This is a genomic window from Micromonospora sp. NPDC000663 (assembly GCF_042898105.1).
Lineage (GTDB): Bacteria > Actinomycetota > Actinomycetes > Mycobacteriales > Micromonosporaceae > Micromonospora.
The window spans coordinates 23,368-41,533 of record NZ_JBIAYR010000001.1; the positions used below are offsets into that span (position 1 = coordinate 23,368).

The 18,166-nt window shown below is 73.5% G+C and carries 17 protein-coding genes; 5 read left to right on the forward strand and 12 right to left on the reverse strand.

Going from position 1 to position 18,166, the window contains the following annotated elements; all coding sequences use genetic code 11:
- Positions 1 to 20: 20 nt before the first annotated feature.
- The gene (locus ACFY1S_RS00105; protein WP_364368865.1) at positions 21 to 200 is read right to left on the reverse strand and encodes a hypothetical protein; all 180 of its coding nucleotides are present in this window, start codon (positions 198 to 200) and stop codon (positions 21 to 23) included.
- 160 nt (positions 201 to 360) lie between these two features.
- On the opposite strand from ACFY1S_RS00105, the gene ACFY1S_RS00110 reads away from it, so the two are divergent.
- Complete coding sequence (locus tag ACFY1S_RS00110) at positions 361 to 1,014, forward strand: dienelactone hydrolase family protein (RefSeq protein ID WP_387110945.1); 654 nt, start codon at positions 361 to 363, stop codon at positions 1,012 to 1,014.
- Here ACFY1S_RS00110 and ACFY1S_RS00115 read toward each other — a convergent pair.
- Positions 1,004 to 2,161, reverse strand: coding sequence for an AI-2E family transporter (locus tag ACFY1S_RS00115; RefSeq protein WP_364368859.1), 1,158 nt, complete (start codon positions 2,159 to 2,161; stop codon positions 1,004 to 1,006). The genes ACFY1S_RS00110 and ACFY1S_RS00115 overlap by 11 nt on opposite strands.
- 210 nt (positions 2,162 to 2,371) lie before the next feature.
- On the opposite strand from ACFY1S_RS00115, the gene ACFY1S_RS00120 reads away from it, so the two are divergent.
- Positions 2,372 to 2,542 carry an antitoxin gene (locus ACFY1S_RS00120; protein WP_387114152.1) on the forward strand — a complete coding sequence of 57 codons (171 nt, stop codon included), beginning with the start codon at positions 2,372 to 2,374 and terminating at the stop codon, positions 2,540 to 2,542.
- Between the two features lie 70 nt (positions 2,543 to 2,612).
- Here ACFY1S_RS00120 and ACFY1S_RS00125 read toward each other — a convergent pair whose 3' ends face one another.
- A complete protein-coding gene (locus tag ACFY1S_RS00125; protein WP_387110947.1) occupies positions 2,613 to 3,218 on the reverse strand; it encodes a hemerythrin domain-containing protein in 606 nt (201 codons plus the stop codon).
- Positions 3,219 to 3,395: 177 nt separating this feature from the next.
- Between ACFY1S_RS00125 and ACFY1S_RS00130 the strand changes: the two genes are divergently transcribed.
- Positions 3,396 to 4,724 carry an aromatic acid exporter family protein gene (locus ACFY1S_RS00130; protein ID WP_387110950.1) on the forward strand — a complete coding sequence of 443 codons (1,329 nt, stop codon included), beginning with the start codon at positions 3,396 to 3,398 and terminating at the stop codon, positions 4,722 to 4,724.
- 10 nt (positions 4,725 to 4,734) lie between these two features.
- On the opposite strand, the gene ACFY1S_RS00135 is transcribed toward ACFY1S_RS00130, so the two are convergent.
- The 8 genes from ACFY1S_RS00135 to eccB form a co-directional block, all read right to left on the reverse strand.
- On the reverse strand, positions 4,735 to 5,391 hold the full coding sequence (locus ACFY1S_RS00135) for a C39 family peptidase (RefSeq protein WP_364368847.1): 657 nt from the start codon (positions 5,389 to 5,391) through the stop codon (positions 4,735 to 4,737).
- Positions 5,392 to 5,608: 217 nt separating this feature from the next.
- A complete protein-coding gene (locus ACFY1S_RS00140; protein ID WP_387110954.1) occupies positions 5,609 to 6,016 on the reverse strand; it encodes a pyridoxamine 5'-phosphate oxidase family protein in 408 nt (135 codons plus the stop codon).
- 32 nt (positions 6,017 to 6,048) lie between these two features.
- Entirely contained in the window at positions 6,049 to 6,390 is a 342-nt protein-coding gene (locus tag ACFY1S_RS00145; RefSeq protein ID WP_364368841.1) for a YkvA family protein, read from the reverse strand.
- 59 nt (positions 6,391 to 6,449) lie between these two features.
- On the reverse strand, positions 6,450 to 7,244 hold the full coding sequence (locus ACFY1S_RS00150; RefSeq protein ID WP_387110958.1) for a hypothetical protein: 795 nt from the start codon (positions 7,242 to 7,244) through the stop codon (positions 6,450 to 6,452).
- Positions 7,245 to 7,502: 258 nt separating this feature from the next.
- Positions 7,503 to 7,862, reverse strand: coding sequence for a hypothetical protein (locus ACFY1S_RS00155; RefSeq protein ID WP_387110961.1), 360 nt, complete (start codon positions 7,860 to 7,862; stop codon positions 7,503 to 7,505).
- A gap of 108 nt (positions 7,863 to 7,970) precedes the next feature.
- The gene (locus ACFY1S_RS00160; protein ID WP_387110964.1) at positions 7,971 to 9,218 is read right to left on the reverse strand and encodes a hypothetical protein; all 1,248 of its coding nucleotides are present in this window, start codon (positions 9,216 to 9,218) and stop codon (positions 7,971 to 7,973) included.
- The gene (locus tag ACFY1S_RS00165; protein WP_364368830.1) at positions 9,211 to 9,579 is read right to left on the reverse strand and encodes a hypothetical protein; all 369 of its coding nucleotides are present in this window, start codon (positions 9,577 to 9,579) and stop codon (positions 9,211 to 9,213) included. Before ACFY1S_RS00165 ends, ACFY1S_RS00160 begins: the two co-directional genes overlap by 8 nt.
- Positions 9,580 to 9,666: 87 nt before the next feature.
- Positions 9,667 to 11,181, reverse strand: coding sequence for a type VII secretion protein EccB (gene eccB / locus ACFY1S_RS00170; protein WP_387110968.1), 1,515 nt, complete (start codon positions 11,179 to 11,181; stop codon positions 9,667 to 9,669).
- Positions 11,182 to 11,342: 161 nt separating this feature from the next.
- Between eccB and ACFY1S_RS00175 the strand changes: the two genes are divergently transcribed.
- On the forward strand, positions 11,343 to 12,530 hold the full coding sequence (locus tag ACFY1S_RS00175) for a type VII secretion protein EccE (protein ID WP_387110971.1): 1,188 nt from the start codon (positions 11,343 to 11,345) through the stop codon (positions 12,528 to 12,530).
- A 28-nt stretch (positions 12,531 to 12,558) separates the two neighbouring features.
- Here ACFY1S_RS00175 and eccD read toward each other — a convergent pair whose 3' ends face one another.
- The gene (eccD, locus tag ACFY1S_RS00180; protein ID WP_387110974.1) at positions 12,559 to 13,956 is read right to left on the reverse strand and encodes a type VII secretion integral membrane protein EccD; all 1,398 of its coding nucleotides are present in this window, start codon (positions 13,954 to 13,956) and stop codon (positions 12,559 to 12,561) included.
- Between the two features lie 166 nt (positions 13,957 to 14,122).
- Between eccD and eccCa the strand changes: the two genes are divergently transcribed.
- Positions 14,123 to 18,088 carry a type VII secretion protein EccCa gene (eccCa, locus tag ACFY1S_RS00185; RefSeq protein WP_387110977.1) on the forward strand — a complete coding sequence of 1,322 codons (3,966 nt, stop codon included), beginning with the start codon at positions 14,123 to 14,125 and terminating at the stop codon, positions 18,086 to 18,088.
- Positions 18,089 to 18,166: the final 78 nt, after the last annotated feature.

Sequence of the window (18,166 nt, forward strand, 5' to 3'; positions counted from 1 at the left end):
CCGGCCGTCATGCGCCTGGGTCAGATGGGCTCGCCCGTGGACGGGCGCCCGATCGCGTCCCGGGGCGCCATCGCCTTGGGGTCGTCGGGAAGGCGGGCCGAAGCGGCCTGGTCCCCGAAGTCCTGGTTGCGTTCGGCGTCCTGTTCCCGACGCTTCCGCTCGTCCATCTGCTGCTGTCGGGCCGGCTGCTGCTGGGCCATGGCGATCCTCGCGATCCGTCGGGGCGCGGTTGCGCCGACACGGTCTGCGGTCGCTCGTCGCGTACCCGACGCCCCACCCGGCAAACGCGGCCACCGCCGACGTGCGTGCGCCGCGCCGGGCGGGGTACCCGGGCCGCAGGCGAGCACGCGGAGGTGGGGTATGGACGAGCGGCGCAGCACGGTGATGGTTCCGGTGGGGGACGCCGCGCTCCCCGCCGACCTGACGGTGCCCGCGCGGCCGGTCGGCGTGGTGCTGTTCGCCCACGGCAGCGGCAGTTCCCGGCACAGCCCGCGCAACGTGGCGGTGGCCCGGACGCTCAACGACAGTGGGCTCGGCACCGTGCTGGCGGACCTGCTCACCCCGACCGAGGACGAGGTGGACGCGCGCACGGCCGAACTGCGGTTCGACATCGGGTTGTTGGCGGGCCGCCTCGCCGGGATCGTCGACTGGTTGGCGGTGGAGCGACCCGCCGGTGACGTACCGATCGGCCTCTTCGGCGCCAGCACGGGCGCCGCCGCCGCCCTGGTCGCGGCGTCGACGCGCGCCGACCGGGTGGGCGCCGTCGTGAGCCGCGGTGGCCGGCCCGACCTGGCCGGCGCCGCGCTGCCCCAGGTGCGTACGCCCACGCTGCTGCTGGTCGGCGGCCTGGACGAGGAGGTGATCGCGCTCAACGAGCAGGCGTTGGCCGAGCTGGGGAATGTCGGCGAGCTGCGGGTGGTCCCGGGCGCCACCCACCTCTTCGAGGAACCCGGGACCCTCGACCAGGTCGCCGATCAGGCAGGCGCCTGGTTCACCACCCACCTCAGCCGGTGAGCAGACCGTTCGCGGCGGACCTGCGCCGTTGGACGGTGTCGATGACGCGCCAGAGCACCGCGGTGATCGGGACGCTCACAAAGGCACCGGCGATACCCGCGATCAACGTGCCGGCGGTCACCGCCACCAGGATCACCGCCGGATGCAGCCGGACCTGCCGCTTCATCACCAGCGGCTCCAACAGGTTGCCCTCGATCTGCTGCACGGCGATCACGGCGGCGAGGGTGAGCAGCGCGGTGGTCGGCCCGTTCGCCGCCAACGCCACAAGCACCGCCACCGCACCCGCGACTGTCGCGCCGATGATGGGTACGAAACCGCCGAGGAAGGTGATCAACGCCAGTGGCAGGGCGAGCGGCACCCGCAGCAGCACCAGGGCCAAGCCGATGCCTATCGCGTCGATGGCGGCGATCAGCATCGTTCCCCTGCTGTACGCGCCGAGCGTCTGCCAGCCCGCCCGACCGGCCTCGGCAGCCACCGACCGGTTCGGACCGGACACCCGGGACAGCACCCAGTGCCACATCGACCGGCCGTCCTTGAGCAGGAAGAAGAGCAGCACCAGGGCGAGCAGCGCGGAACCCAACACCTCGGTGGCGGTCCGGGCCCCCGACACCGGGTCCGGGGAGCTGCCGCTCAGACCCTCCCGAGCCTGGTCGATCAGGCGGTCCAGTTGGGCGTCGCTGACCGGCAGGGTGGACGTGACGAAGTCCCGGCTGCGGTCGACGCCCTGGGTCAGCTCCTGGCTGAGCTGGTCGAACTGGCTGGCGGTGAGGTTCCACACGAGCGCACCGACGCCCACCAGGATGCCGAGGAGCAGCAGGACGGTGAGCAGCGCGGCGAGCGCCGCCGGCAGCCGCAGCCGGCGCAGGAGGAGCAGCACCGGGTCGAGCAGCGCGGTGAGGAAGACGGTGGCCGCCAACGCGATGGCCAGCGGCGCCAGCAGTACGGCGATCCGCCCCACCAGGTAGAGCCCGGCGACGACCACCACGAGGCAGGCGCTCCACAGCACCGCGGTCCGGACCAGCCACGGCAGCGCCGTCCACGCCTGGCGCGGTCCCGTGTCGCCGTTCGTGGGCGTCGCGCCGGTGCCCGTCCTCGGCGCGGTGCCCTGTGCCGGCGCGGTGTCCGCCCCCGCCTCGTCTGCCGCCATGTCGGCCCTCCTCGATCTCGCGAGGTCGGTACCCGCCCGGCCGTGCGCCGACACCCGAATCGTCCCGACGCTGGGCTGGCCGCCCGCGCGGATCGTACGCCGGCCTCGGCGATCCGGGGGGTGTTCGCAGGTCCCGGCGTTTGCGCTCCCCGGCTCGGGGAACGCCAACAGGGAGCGACCGACCGGAGGAGGAACAGCGTGGGCGACTTCATGGACAAGGCCAAGGACTTCGCGGACAAGCACGACAAGCAGGTCGACCAGGGTATGGAGAAGGCCGGCGACATGGCCGACAAGCGCACCGGCGGCAAGTACGACGACCAGATCGACAAGGGCGTGGACCAGGCGCAGGCGCGTACCGGCGAGGGCGATCAGGCCCGTTGACGTGCCGGACGTCTCCCGGGCCGCCGATTGTTCGGCGGCCCGGGAGACTCCTGTCCGGACCGTACGTCGGTCAGCCCTGCTGGTTCTCGCGTAGCTCGCTCATCGAGGTGGGCCGGCCGCTCAGCGCGTCACGCATCCGGTCGATCATGCCCGTGCCGGGGGCGAGCAGCTTGTTCGCCGGCGGGTGGTCGGGCGCGCCCGGGTGTGGTCGGGTCGGCGCGACCTTCTTGAACGCCGTCACCTTCGCCGCCAGTTCGACAAGCTCCTCGCGGGCCGCCGCAGCGCGGAGCCGGGGAAAGAGGTCGTTCTCCTCGTCCCGCACGTGGTGCCTGATGGTGCCTGTCAAATGGGCCAGCAACTCGTCGAAGCGGCTGTCGGACGGGTCGACCGACTCCAGGTCCTTCATGGTCCGTTCCGCGTCGGAGTGCTCGACGATCTCGTGATCGGCGATCTGGTCCCCGTCGGGCAGCACCTTGCGGGCCGTCGGGTAGACGTACGCCTCCTCGGCCACGGCGTGGCGGACGAGTTCGGCGATCACCACGTCGGCGATCTGGCGGCGGTACTCGGGGGTGCCCTGCCGTGACTCCAGCTCGACGAAGAGGCTCTCGACCTCACGATGATCGGCGACGAGGATGTCGACGACATCCTGGTCATCGGTGCTCTGTGGGTTGCTCATTTCGTGTCCCCTTACCGGTTGCGGATCGGTGGGTGTGAGGCCCCTGGTACCCCGCACCGGCTGGGCAAACCTACGATCACCGATGGATCGGCCGTTACGCTTGATGGTGGTGTCGCCGGAGGTGCCGGCGGGGCGTACGGGCACGATTGCGCGGCCGACGCCCGGGTAACCGCCGCCATGACCGACGACCGTCAGCCAGCCGACCGCGATCGGTCGCGGCTCGACGCGGCCGCCGAGCGGAGCGGCCGGGCGGTCGAACGGGTACGCCACAGCGGCGGGCGGGCCGGACGGATCAGAGCCCGGCAGTGGGAGATCATCCTGGTCATCTCGGTCCAGGCCGGCTTGGCCGCCACGATCGCGGGCCTCATCGCCCAGAACCTGCTCGGCCCCGGAGCGCACGTCTTCGCGCCCGCCGCGGCCGTCGGCACGATCGCCACAGCCATCGGCCAGCGGGCCCGACGCACCTTCGAGCTGCTGTTCGGTGTGGGCCTGGGTATCACCATCGGCGACACGCTGCGCTTCCTGATCGGCTCCGGGCCGTGGCAGACCGGCGTGGTGGTCGCCCTCGCCATCGCCAGCGCGTTGCTGGTGGCCGGAAGGGGCGGCGCGCTCGTCGGTCAGGCAGGTGGTACGGCGGTGCTGATCGCCACGCTGGCTCCGATGGAGCGAGGGCTGGAGCTGCCCAGGATCTTCGACGCGCTCGTCGGCGGCGCGGTCGGTCTGCTGGTGGTCGCGCTGCTCCTGCCGGTGAACCCGATGAGGGTGCTGGACCGCGCCGCCGAACCGATCTTCACGGTCCTCTGTGAACAGCTCGCAGAGTTGGCCGAGGCGCTGCGCCAGCGCGACCGCGACCGGACGCGGCGGGTCCTGGACCGGCTCCGCGGCACCGAGGACGACGTGGGACGGCTCAACGATTCGCTGAGCGGGGCCGAGGAGGTGGTGACCATCGCTCCTGCCCGCTGGCACCGCCGCCGGCAGTTCCATCAGTACGCCCGCAGCGTCTCGCTTCTGGAGCGGCTCCTGCTGGACAGCCGCGTCCTGTCCCGCTGGGCGACGACAGCCCTCGAGTACGACGAGCCGATCCCGCCGGAGCTTCCGGACGCGATGGCCCGGCTGGGTCGGGCGGTGGCGGAGATGCGCAACGAATACCGGGTGGGCGACAACCCGCAGTGCACCCGCCGGTTGGTCGAAGAATGCGCCGAGCTGGCCGGGCGTGCCGCCGCCACCGGGGTGAGGTCCTTCGGCGACGCGCTCGTCACCGGGCTGCGCACCGCGTCCAGTGACCTGCTGCGGGCCGCCGGCTCCGAACCGGACGAGGCCAACCGGATCGTCCGCAGGGCGGCCGGGGTGGGTGAGGCAGCGATCCGTCCGCCGGTCCGGCGGCACCTGCACCGGCCTCGACCCACCCGTGCCACCCGCGCGCGACGGCGGGCGAACCTCAGTGCCCGCCGGTACGGCGACGACGAGCGGGCCGGCCTTCCCGCAGTGGGGAGACCGGCCCGGTGAACCGTCAGGCTCAGGAGGAGTAGCCGCGCTCGGCGATCCAGTTGGCGACCTTCGGCAGCGTCATCCAGTACTCGCCCAGCGCCGGGTCGGCCGGGTCGGCGACCCGGATGGTGTCCCCGCCGTCGCGGTAGCCGACGAGGGTCAGGTAGTGACCCCCCTCGTACGAGTGCGGGTTGCCGTCGGTGTCCACTGTCGTGCCCTTGATGTTTGCCACCACCGGTCGACCGGCGTCCACCGCGGCCAGCACGTCCCGGCGCAGCTGCTCGACCTGGTCGGGGCGGGCCACCGCGTCACGGATCTCGGTGGTCCGGTATCCGCCGCCGGTCAGCTCGTTGAGGACCCGGGTGGTGTCCAGCGCCGAGGCGGTACCCGCCTCCGTGGTACCCAGCAGCCTGGCCACGTCGTCCTGGGAGACCGCCTTGCCCTGGGCGGACAACGCGATCCGGGTCGCCGCCGGACCGCAGTAGTAGAAGTTCGGCTGGGCCTGGTAGTCGATGCCGAGGATCCGCTCGGCGGACCTGTCGTGCTGGCCGCCCCGCTCGACCGTCGAGGTCGGGTTGACCTGCACCGGTGCGGCCTGTGCGGCCATCGCGGGACCGAGCGCGCATCCGCCGGCGACCAGCAGGCCGGCAACTGACACACCGCTCTTCTGGAGGATCGGGTTCATCGTCGAGTCTCCGTTCGGGGGTTGGTGCCTCCGTCGGCGGAGGCAGCAGCACCGGGAATGGCGCTCGGCTCACCATGTGGCGATCGCCCGCGGCGGTTTCCGGCCGTGGGCGTACCGGATGCAACGGCTGCTCGGTGGCAGGGATTCCTTGCTCGGGGTGCGCCCGGTCACGGCCGGCCGGCGGAACCGGTCAGACGGTCGGAGACCGTACGGACGGTCAGAGACTGCCCAGCAGCCCCGTCACAGTGATCTCGAGGACCACCCGCTCCGGGTTGGGACGAGGCGTCCGGTACCGCTCGGCGTAGCGGCGCTCCGCCTCCGCCACGGCGGCCCGGTCCGAGCGGAGCACCGCCCGACCCTCGATGGTCAGCCAGCGGCGCCCGTCGACGTGGCAGACGGCCACCGGGGTGCCGGCCGTGCCGGCGGCGGCCACCTGTCGGGCCTTGCGGGAGGTGCCGGAGGTGATCACCCGGGCCAGTCCGGCCTCCGGGTCGAGGGTGACGCCGACAGGCACCACGTGCGGAGTGCCGTCGGCGCGCAGGGTGGTAAGCGTCGCGAGGTGCCGTTCGGCGCAGAAGGCTGTGACACGAGGATCGTGTACGTCCAGCCGATGATCGCCCGCCATGCCCGTCCCCCCGTCCACCGAACCGACACCGATCATGGCACGCGCCGGCGCGCGCGGTCCGGGTCCGACGGAGAGTCCGGCTGCCCCGGCAGCTGGCGGCCCGCCGCACGACGCTGGTGCACGAGGCGGGTCAGATAGATCAGCGCACCGGCCAGGACACCCATGTCGTCCAGGTAGATCGGGTCGGGGAGAAGGTCGATCGGGAAGATCGTGTAGATCAGGGCCCCGTAGAAGGCGACCTTGCCGCCCGCGCCGAGCCCGGCCAGCAGACGCCTGGTCCGTACCACCCGTACCGCCAGCAGCACCGCGCCGACAAGTGTGGCGATCGCCAGGAGACCGGCGATCACCACGAGGACCCACGCCTCACGGGACATGCCGTCACGCTAACCCACAAGCGGGCCACGGCGTCGGAGCCGCCCACCGGCGGCGTCGATCAGTACGCCGGCACCGCCGCGCGACCCCTGGCGGCCACCTGGTTCTCGCGGGTCTGCTCGACCGGCCGGCCGACCTCGCTCAGCGGCAGCACCGAGGCGGACTCCTCGACCCGTCGACCGCTCGCCGCGTGGGCCTCCTCGCGCAGGCTGCGGGCCGCCGCGACCGCGAGTTCCGCCGCCCGCCAGGCGGCCTGTTCCCGCTCGCGGGCGGCGGCGTGCCGGGCCGCCAGGTTGTCCCGGATCGCCCGCTGCAACACCAGTTCCTGCTCGACCGGGTGCCGCCGCGGATCCCATCCGGCACGGTGCGCGAACACGTCACTGAGCTGCTCCACCGACAACTCCCGCCGCCAGTACGCGTCCAGCGCCGCCCGGTGCAGGTAGCGCTCGCGGTCCGCGTACTCGGCCGGGGTGCGGGCCGTGTGGGGCAGCGGCATGGCCGCCGCCGCGTCGAGGCGCCTGACAGCCGCCTCGGCCGACTCGTACGCCTCCCAGGCGGCCTCGACCTCGTCCTGCGCGGCCACCCACTCGGTCCGACGGCGCTGGGCGGTGGTGGTGGCCCGTTCGGCGGCGACCGCGACCTCCTGCGCGTAGCGGCTCTGCTCGCGTTCCTGGTGAGCCTGTTCGAGGTGGCTGGGCATGGCCGCGCGGCGGATCCGGGCCGCGGCGTCGAGGTGGAGACGGCCGGGCCGCAGCAGCAGGGTGGCGACGGTGACCGCGACGACCCCGAGCAGGCTCAGCCAGATGGCGGCGGCCCGGGGTACGTCGGGCAGGACGGCGGAGAGGACGGTCTGCATGATCAGCACCTCGCGGTCGAATGGCGGATAGCGGCGGGGCGGTGGACGGGATCTCCACGGCCGTGGCCGGATCGAGCCGGACGGTCGGGCGGATGGCCGGACGGACCGGGGCCGCGCGTCGGGCTGGGTCACCGCTGTCGGGTGCCCGGCGGGTCGGTCACCGATCGGTGCCGTCCGGCGGGTGCGGGGGCTGTCAGGCCCCGACGGGTGACCCGGGCCGGGCCGCAGGAGCGGCCGCGGGCCGATGGTCGGCCGAGATCAGCGGGTCGGCGGACCGCGTCGGGAGGGGACGCCACGGCCAGGATCGACGGCCGGCCCGTGCTCGGGGCGCACGGTGACCGGAGCCACCGCCGGCGTCGGGTTGTCGACCGCGCCCGACGGCGGGGAGGCGACCGGTCGGCTCGCCTGCTCGGCGGTGCCGGCTGCCGTTCGGAGGGTGTCCACCCGGCTGCTCACGGCGCTGGGCCGGAGCTGCGTCGGGGCAGGGGGTGACGTGGCGGCGAGGGCGCCGCCGAGGCCGACCGCGAGCACCAACGCGGTGACCGCCAGCCGGGTCAGCTCGCGCAGAGACCGCAGCACTGCCCACCGGGCGGGGCGGTCGGAGGCTGCGGAGGACACCCCATCAACCTATCGTCCGCCCCGGCCCGGCGCAGCTCGACCAGGACGCTTTCCGCAGTGACAGCCACCACCTGGGCATTGTGGACGCGGGGCGGGGACGCCCCGAGGTCAGTCGTTGGTGCCGAGCACCGGGGGCGCGGCGGCCCCACCCTCCCGCCACACCATCTCGTCCTCGGTGAGCCAGGTGAGCCGCTCGTCTGACTCGTCCTCGCCGGGGCGCCCGCGCCCGCCGAGCAGCCCGGGACGGTTCGCCCCGCCCGCCGTGCGGCCGGTGCCGTCCGCGCGCCGGCCGTCGATGCTGCGCCCGATCCCACTGGCGGCGCGGTTGTCGGTCGGGGCCGGCGTCGAGGCCGGTCGGGCCGACGGGGTGGGCGTGCCGCCCGAGCTGGCCAGTGCGGAGGTGCGGAGCACCCCACCGGCCGGGGCGCCACCCTGGGAGCCGAAGAGCAGACCCGCGCCGGTGGTGGCGGCGGGCACTGCGGCGGGACCGGACAGGCCGGCCAGACCGGCGGCGCCGCCGGCCAGCAGAGCGCCGCCGACCAGCGGGTCCGCGCCGGCGAGAACGGTGCCGCCGCCTGCGGTGTCGTCCGCGACGGTGACCACCCCCGGCGTGTCGCCGGTGCCCCCCTCGACGGGCGGGGTGCCGCCGCCGACGATCCCCGGCGGATCGGCCCGGCCGGGCGTCGCGATTGTCGCGTCGCCGGTGCGGGCGGTGTGGCCGCTGATGGTGGGCGCGACGGTGGCCGGTGCCGTGTGCGGTCCGCTGCGCGGCGTCGTCCTGCCGTCGTCGGCGGTCTTCGGGGTGCCCGGCGGAGGCGGCTCCGGCTCGACCACCCGGTCGTACACGGAGATGTCGTAGCCGGCCGCCAGTTCGGCCACCACTGTCACCATCCGCTGGTGGGCCTTCTCCTGCTCCTGCTTGTCCTGCTGGTGGCCGAGCATGCCGCCGATCACGGCACCGGGTAGGCCGAAGGCGCTGCCACGCAGGGCGCCGTTGACCAACTGGTCGTTGTCGTCGGTCTCCTCCGGGCTCTCGGCCTGCTTGTGCGCGGTGCGCAACTGCCCGGCCATCATCGTGAGCGCCTGCGTGACGCCTGCCATGCCCTCGCCGAGCGCGTCGGAGTGCACGGTGACCAGACCGACCCGGCGCTGGAACTCCTGACCCGCCGCGCCCGTCCAGGTGTTGCCGAGCTTCTCCAGGTCGCCGCTCAACTCCCGGCCGAGGCCGTCGAGGATGCTCTTGAGCGAGGCCCACTGGGCGGCCACGCCCTCGATCTGCTCCGGGTCGCCCGCCATCACGGCGTCGTACAGCTCCTGGTGGCTGCGACCCTCGTAGCGCTGGGTGTACTCAGACACGCCCGTCCCCCTTCGGCTCCAACGCCTGCTGGACACCCGTCAACGCGGCGGTGATGTCCGTGGCGTTCGCCGCGTTGCGCGCCTCGGCGGTGCGGTAGTTGGCCAGGATCGTGGCGGTGGCCTGCTGCGTCGCCAGCACCGCCTGCCGGAGGCGCTCGGCCTGCTCGACGTAGGACTGGTGGACCGCGCTGTAGCGGCGCGCCTGGTCGGTGGCGTCGGTGAACGAGCCCAACGCCGGCGGCCTGCACTGCATCTCGGTGTTGAGCTTGCGCAGCACCGACTCGGCCTGGCCCAGCCGGGCCGCCAGGTTCTTGTGGAAGTCCTCAAGGGACAGCAGGTCGACTTCCGTGCGCCCGGTCATGGCAACATCCCCGTCGTTCTGGTTGACAACCGTCAGCGATCCCAGGTTAGTCCACCGCCGCGATCCCGGGCGACCCGTGCGAGCGGCTCAACCGTCAGCGTCGGTCGATGCGGCCGGTAGGCCCCCGCCGGCTCCACCGTTCGAGGACGTGCCGCTGGCGGCCGGGCTCGGGGCGGCAGAGGTGGCTGCCTCACCCTCCGGGGCGAAGAAGACAGCCGCGTCCTCCGGGTCCAGGGTGGGCCCGGTGGGGATCAGGGCGAGCAGCGCGCCGGGCACGGCGAGCGGGGTGACCCCGGCGTAGCCGAGCACGGCGAGCGTCTCGGTCGACGCGAGCGGGTACCTGACGCCCTGCGGACTGATCAGGTAGATCGTCGACCCGGCCGCCCCGGAACCGCTGGTCCCGGCGCCGGGGGCGGCCTGCGCGAGGACGCCCTTACCGCCGGGCAGCAGCACCGCCTCGGCGGTGCGCACCGCGTCCCGGCGGGTCTGGCGCACCGGCACCGGACCGGGATCGGTAGCCGTCAGCTCCCCAGGCGCCCGGTCGAAGACCTCCAGGGTGGTGACCGGCGGGCCGCCGCCGGTGCCCGCCCGGTACGTCGCGCACAGCGTGGTCTGCCCGGCGCGGGCCGGGTACAGGGTCGGCAGCGTCTCCGGCAGGCCGTCCTCCTCCACCCGCTGCTCGGTGAGCAGTCGGCCGGCCTGGTCCGGTGTGATGTCGGTGATCTGACCGCCACCACTGATCATCAACAGGGCGGTGATCTCGGTGATCGAGACGAGCCCCTCGCGGGTCAGTACGTAGTAGCGGCCGGCGGCTTGGAAGACCTGGCCGATGGTGGACGGCCGGTCACCGACGCTCAGCCCGCTCCGGTCGCCCTCGCCGGGCAGCGTCGGCTTGCGCAGCGGGGGCCCGGCCGGTACGGCGTTGAGCAGCTGTTGCCCGACCCGTAGCTGCGTGGCGTTCGGCATCCGCAGTGCCGCGATCGTCTGGTCGCCGCCGAGCACCTGGAGTCGGGCGTCACCGGTCAGCAGGTACCGCTGGCCGTCCACAGTGACCAGGACGGCCCGGTCGCCGAGCGGCGCGCCACCGGGCAGCGCCCGGTCGATGACGACCCGGGTGGTGGACCGCTGCGGGTCGGTCGGATCAGGTACGTCGCAGACCGACCAGGGCAACCCGGTCAGCGACTTGCGGTCCGGCAGGGCGTCCGGGGCGCCGACGATGCCGAGCGTACGACCACGCGGGCGGTCCCGCAGCGACGCCTGGGACATCGTCCGCACCGTCGGGTCCGCCACGTTCAGGATCAGCCGCGCGGAGGCGTAGTTGAGGGCCGGGTACAGCTGCCCGCCCACGAACACGTATGTCGCGCCGGTCTCCCGTTCGATGACGAGCGTCTTGTCCTCAAGAGGCGCGGTGTTGCCGGTCAACTGGCCGTACGCGCCCACACCGCCGAGCACCACCGCGGCGGCGATCACGCTGCCGAAGACCGCCATGCCGAGCCGTCGCATCGGCAGGTTGGTGGTCTCCGGATCGCCCGACAGCAGTGCGGAGACGATCCGGCGGGTGACGAAGCGGTACGCCTGCACCTGATCGCGGCGGGTCCGCATGACTTACCTCCGGCGGGGTGGATCCGCGACGATGTCCTCGGGGTGCCGTCGCGGGCTTCCCTACGATAAGGGGCCGACGGCTGGTCTTCGGGGCCACCGCCCGCGGCCGGCACCGGACCGACCCGGCGCAGAGCCGTACCGTGCAGGAGGGACAGTCAGCGATGACGCAGGTTCAGGCGCGACCCGTCCGAGCGGCCACGAGCCCGTCCGACGTCCCGCCACGGGCGACGCCGTCGGCCGCCCGGCCCGGTCGGGGCCGGGTCGGCCCGGTGCTCGTCGGGCAGCTCGTCCTGCTGGAGTTGTGCGCCATCGCCGTCTGGGCCTCGACGGCCGGGCCGGTCTGGCTGCTCGCGGCGGTGGGCACCGTGGCGGCGCTCGTGGTCCTTGCCGTCTTCGCCCGTCGTGGCGGGCGCTGGTGGTTCGAGGACCTGCTGCTGCGTCGGCGACTGCGGCGACGCCGCGATCGGGCCGCGGCGGCGCTGAAGACCGGCTCCGCGGTCGATCCACGGCTGGCCGCGCTGGCCCCCGAGCTGAGCGTCATCGAGTTGACCGATCGGGGCACCCGCCTCGGCATCGGGCAGGACGACCACGGCTGGTTCGCGGCGATCGCGCTGCAGTCGGGCAGCGGCGGGGCGGTCGGTTCGGTCGACGCGTCCACCGTGGACCGCGCGTTGCGGGTGCTCGGGGACGTCGCCGCGCCGGTGTCCCGTACCCAGGTCGTCGCCCACACCCTGGTCTGGTACCCGGCGCCCGGCGCGCCTCCGGCGGCGCACCGGACCGTCTGGGTGGCGCTGCGGCTCACCGTGCGCGACGCCCGGGTGGAGGCGGTGAGCCGGGGTGGCGGGCTGCCCGGTGTGCACCGGACGTTGGCCGCCGGGATCGGCCGGCTCGGCAAGGCGCTGACCGCGGCCGGGCTGTCCCACCGTCCGCTGGGCCGCGACGAGCTGCGCTCGGCGGTGGTCTCGGCCGCCGGGCTTGACCTCGTGCCGGAGCCACCGACGGAGACCTGGCAGGGGCTGCGCGGGGGCGGCTGGACACACCGCTGCATGGCACTGCGGGGCAGGCCGGACGCACCGCTCGGCCCGCTGGTGGACGCGATCACCGCGACCTCGGCGCCGTCGCACACGGTGGCGGTGTCGGTGTCGGCGGACGGCCGGGTAGCGGCACCCCTGCTGCGGGTCGCCGCCATGGACAACCACGTGGAGGCGCTGGTCAGGGCGGTGCGGGAGGTGACCGACCGCGCCGGAGCGTCGGCCCGACCGGTGGACGGCCAGCACGGCCCGGGCGTCTACGCCAGCGCTCCGGTCGGGTGGATGCTCGGCGCGTCCCCCCGACCGGAGCCGCGCTGACCGTCCCGGCGTCGCGCGGTCGGCCGCGTCAGGGCCGCAGGTTGACGATCCAGCCGTACAGCCCGCAGACCCAGACGGCGAGCGGCACCAGCGAGATGATCAGCAGGATCTCGACGATGTCGAGCAGCCGGCCCCAGACCGGTGAGATGCGCTTGCCGGCGACGCTCAGCCCGTAGACGAGGCTGATCACGGCGGCCAGCAGCAGCCCACCGAGGACCAGGCCGAGGCGGACCGGCAGGGACCCGTCGGCGAAGGTGGCAGCCGCGGCCAGACCCAGCCCCGCCGTGCCGGCGAGCAGCACCGGGACGCGCTGCGCCCGGCCCAGCAGCGGCCGGGCCCGCAGCAGCGAGAGGAGCCCCAGCACCAGGCAGAGCAGCACCGCCGGGAGCCGCCCGTCCAGGGCGAGCACCAGTTCCGCGCCGAGGACCAGCAACGAGACGGTCCACAGCAGACCGGTCAGGAACTCGTCGGCGCGTTCGCTCTGCTGGAGCACCTGCCGGCCGTCGACCGACTCGCTGTCGGTCTTCAGGTCCTCCGGGCCGGTCGGGATCGACGGCACCGGCAGCCGGGCCAGCCGGTACGCCGCCATCGGCAGCGCCGGCACCACACCGAACGCGACGGCCGCCACCACCGCCGCCGCGGCCGGCGCGTCGATGCCGAAGGCCAGGCAGAGCAGGGCGCCCACGCCTGTCGCCGCACCCACACCGATCGAGGCGAAGAAGAGCGGGTACCTGTCACCCACCGCCAGCACGGCCACCGCCCCGGCGACCACCGCGGCGGTGGCCGCGAGCAGGACGTGCGGGCTCGCCAGGTCGGTCAACGGCCGGTCACCGGCGAGCAGCAGCAGGCCGCCGGTGCCGGCGTGCACCAGGCCCACCATGGCCAGCACCGCGCCCGTCCGGCTGTCACCTGCGGCCCGGGACAGCACCGCCGCGCCGACCAGCAGCGCCACCGCCACCAGGAGGGCGGCCACCGCGCCGGGCAGGTGCGGTGGGCCGGCGAAGAGCGCCGCCAGCGCGCCGGCACCCAGGGCCGCCGTCGAGAACAGCACCGCGAAGCTCCGGCTCGCGCCCGCCTGCCAGGCGCCGGGTCGCTGGTTGGTGGCCGTGGCCACCGCGTCCACCACGTCGTCGAAGACGATCTCCGGGGCCGCGGCCGAGCGGGGATTGAAGTAGAGGACCTCGCCGTCGCGGACGCCGAGCTGCACCGCCGTACGGCCACCGTCCAGCGGTGCACCGCCCAACCTGGACAGTGCCCAGCCGCCGTGCCGCACTCCCTCGTCGGCGAGATCCTCGCCGGCGTACCGCAGCAGGGTGGGCAGCAGGTCGGCAAGCGGAACGTCCGACGGCAGAGCCAGATCCATCCGGGTACGGGGAGCCACGATGGTGATCCGGCTCAGACCACCGGTCGCCGTCTTCGTCGCCACAGTGGCCTCCAGGTGTCCGTCTACGATCAGCGGGCCGCGGTGCCGCGGTGCGGGTCCACCGCGCCCACGGGAGATTACCTACGATGGCGTGCACGTACGATGCCCACCCGCAGACTCCGGTCCGCGACGGCGCGTCGTCGATGCCGCTTCTGGGGAGGAGACAGCCGTGAGCACGGTGGTGTTCCGCCGGCTCCCGCGTCAGCCGGGACCGGCCTTGCCGCGTGGTGAGGTGCTGCTGGAGTCCCCTCCCGAGCTGCCGGAGCCGACACCGCGCGGGATGGGGCAGCTGCTCATGATCCTGCCGATGTTCTGCGGGGTCGGCGCGATGGCGTTCCTGTACGCCGGCAAGGGCGGCGGCATGATGACGTACGTCGCCGGTGGGCTGTTCGGTGTCTCCATGCTCGGCATGGCGATCGGTTCGCTCGCCAACAGCGGCGGCAAGGACAAGGCCGAGCTGAACGCCGACCGCCGGGACTACATGCGCTACCTGGCGCAGATGCGCAAGCGCACCCGCCGCGCGGCGGAGCAGCAGCGGGCGGCGATGGCGTGGCGGCACCCGGAGCCGGACGCGCTCTGGTCGATCGCCGCCTCCCGCCGGCTGTGGGAGCGGCGGATCACCGAGGACGACTTCGGCGAGACCCGTATCGCGCTCGGCCCGCAGCGGCTGGCCGTGGAGATCGTTCCGCCGGAGACCAAGCCGGTGGAGGACCTGGAGCCGATGAGCGCCATCGCGCTGCGTCGGTTCGTCCGCGCCCATTCGACGGTGCCCGACCTGCCGACCGCGCTGTCGGTGCGCGCGTTCAGCAGGGTCGTGCTGCGCGGCGACCGGGAGCCGGTGCTCGACCTGGCCCGGGCGGCGCTGGGTCAGCTGGCCACCTTCCACGCCCCTGACGACCTGGTGATCGCGGTGGTCGCCGCACCGGACCGGCAGTCGGTGTGGGACTGGGTGAAGTGGCTGCCGCACGCACACCACGGTGGACGTACGGACGCGGCGGGCGCGCGCCGGCTGGTGTTCGCCAGCCTCGCCGAGGCGGAGGAGTCCCTCGCCTCCGAGCTGGCCGGCCGGCCCCGTTTCGCACCGGAGGCCAAGCCGCTGACCACCGCGCCGCACGTGGTCGTGGTGATCGACGGCGGCGAGGTCTCGCCGACCGGCCAACTGCTGGGCCCGGGTCTGCTGGGCGCCACCATGATCGACCTGTCCGGGACGGTGCCGCGCGACGCCGGTCGCTGGCTGCTCTGCCTCGACGTCGGCGACGGCAGCACGCTTGAGCTGGTCCGGGGCACCACCTCCTCACCGCTGGGCCGACCGGACCGGCTCACCGCCGAGGCGGCCGAGGGGCTGGCCCGGCAGATCGCCCCCTACCGGCTCTCGCAGCAGCAGACCAGCAACGAGGAACCGCTGGCCCGCAGCATGGAGCTTCCGGACCTGCTCGGCGTGGGTGACGCCGCGACTGTCGACGTCCGTCAGACGTGGCGGCCACGCGGCCACCGGGACCGGCTGCGCATTCCGCTCGGCGTCGGCCCGGACGGCAACGTGGTCGAGTTGGACTTCAAGGAGTCCGCGCACGAGGGCATGGGCCCGCACGGCCTGGTGATCGGCGCCACCGGCTCCGGAAAGAGCGAGCTGCTGCGTACGGTGGTGGCCGCGCTGGCGGTCACCCACTCGTCGGAGGAACTGAACTTCGTCCTGGTGGACTTCAAGGGCGGTGCGACGTTCGCCTCGTTGGAGGCGCTGCCGCACACCAGCGCGGTGATCACCAACCTGGCCGACGAGCTGCCGCTCGTCGACCGCATGCGCGACGCGCTCGCGGGCGAGATGGTGCGTCGACAGGAGCTGCTGCGGGCGGCCGGCAACTACGTCTCCCGGTTCGAGTACGAGAAGGCGCGCTCGGCCGGCGAGCCGCTGGCGCCGATGCCCAGCCTCCTGATCATCTGCGACGAGTTCAGCGAACTGCTCGCCGCGAAGCCCGACTTCATCGACCTGTTCGTCATGATCGGCCGGCTGGGCCGCTCGCTGGGCGTGCACCTGCTGCTGGCGAGCCAGCGCCTCGAAGAGGGCAAGCTGCGCGGCCTGGACACCCACCTGTCGTACCGGATCGGTCTGCGGACCTTCTCGGCCGTGGAGAGTCGGATCGTCCTCGGTGTGCCGGACGCGTACGAGCTGCCGAACGCGCCGGGGCACGGCTACCTGAAGACGGACACCAGCACGATGCTGCGGTTCCGGGCCGCGTACGTGTCGGGGGCGTACCGGGCGCCGGGGCAGCAGGCGTCCGCGTCGCAGGCGCTTGTGCAGCGCCGGATCGTGCCGTACGGGCTCGACTTCATTCCGGCGCAGGTCCCGCAAGTGCCCGTGGACACCACGCCGGAGCCGGAGCAGCCGGCCGACGGCAAGGCCGTGGCGATGCTCGACGTGCTCATCGACCAGCTCAAGGGCCGTGGCCGTCCGGCGCACCAGGTGTGGCTGCCTCCGCTGGCCGACCCGCCGGGCCTTGGTGAGCTGCTCGGTCAGCTGGCCGTGGACCCGACGTACGGGCTGTGCACCGCGTCCTGGCCGGGTCGGGGCCGGCTCACCGTGCCGGTCGGCGTGGTCGACCGCCCGTACGAGCAGCGCCGCGACCCGATGATGGTCGAGCTGGCCGGCGCGGGCGGCAACGTGGTCATCGTGGGCCGCTCGATGAGCGGCAAGAGCACGATGCTGCGTACGCTGCTGGCCTCGTTGGCGCTCACCCACACGCCGCGTGAGGTGCAGTTCTTCTGCCTCGACTTCGGCGGCGGCGCGTTGCGCAGCATGGAGCGGCTGCCGCACATGGCGGGGGTGGCCGGCCGGCGGGACGTGGAGGCGGTACGCCGTACGGTGGCCGAGGTGGTCGCCGTGCTGGACGACCGGGAGGCGCGCTTCGCCCAGCACGGCATCGACTCGGTGGCGAGCTACCGCCGTCGCCGGGCTGCCGGCGAGTTCGCCGACGACCCGTTCGGTGACGTGTTCCTGGTGGTGGATGGCTGGAACACGCTGCGCCAGGAGTACGAGGAGCTGGAGCAGACCATCACCACGCTCGCCAACCGGGGTCTCGGTTTCGGCGTGCACGTGGTGCTCACGGCGGTGCGGTGGGCGGAGATCCGGATCAACATGCGGGATCTGCTCGGCACCAAGCTGGAGTTGCGCCTGGGTGACGCCTCCGAGTCGGAGATCGACCGCCGTTCGGCGACGAACGTGCCGGAGAAGGCGCCCGGGCGTGGCCTGACCCGGGACAAGCTGCACTTCCTCACGGCCATTTCGCGGATCGACGGCCGCCGGGACATCGACGACCTGACCGAGGCGTCGATCGCCCTGGCCGGGCACGTGGCGGCGAACTGGCCGGGCCGTCCCGCGCCGAAGGTGCGGCTGCTGCCGCGCAAGCTGCCGGTGGGCGAGCTGGCCCGGATCATCGACCGGTCGGTGCCGGGCCTGCCGATCGGCGTCAACGAGTCGGCGCTGGCACCGGTCTACCTGGATCTGGCGAACGAGCCGCACCTGACGGTCTTCGGCGACGCGGAGTGCGGCAAGACCAACCTGCTGCGGTTGATCGCCCGGGGCATCACCGAGCGGTACACGCCGGCGCAGGCCCGGCTGGTGATCGCCGACTACCGGCGCGGTCTGCTGGGCGCGGTGGAGGGTGACCACCTGCTCGACTACGCGCCGTCCAACCAGGCGTTCGCCCAGGGGCTCGGCTCGATCCGCAGCGCGTTGTCGAACCGGCTGCCCGGCCCGGACGTGACCACCGCCCAGCTGCGGGACCGCAGCTGGTGGAAGGGTCCGGACCTGTACATCCTGGTGGACGACTACGACCTGGTCGCCTCCGGTGGCAGCAATCCGCTCAGTGCCCTGCTGGAGTTGTTGCCGCAGGCTCGGGACATCGGCCTGCACCTGGTGGTGACGCGGCGGGTCGGCGGTGTGTCCCGGGCGCTCTACGAGCCGGTGCTGCAACGGCTCCGGGAGTTGGACTCGCCGGGCCTGCTGATGTCCGGAAACCGGGAGGAGGGGGCGGTCTTCGGCGCGTTGCGGCCGAGTCCGCAGCCGCCGGGTCGGGGCACTCTCGTACGCCGGCGCGACGGTCAGCAGTTGATCCAGACCGCCTGGTCCGAGCCGTCCTGATCGGGCGGTGGCGAGCGGGGTCGCCCGGAGCGTGGGCGTTCGGTCGCATTCCCGATTCACCACTATCCATCGAACGCC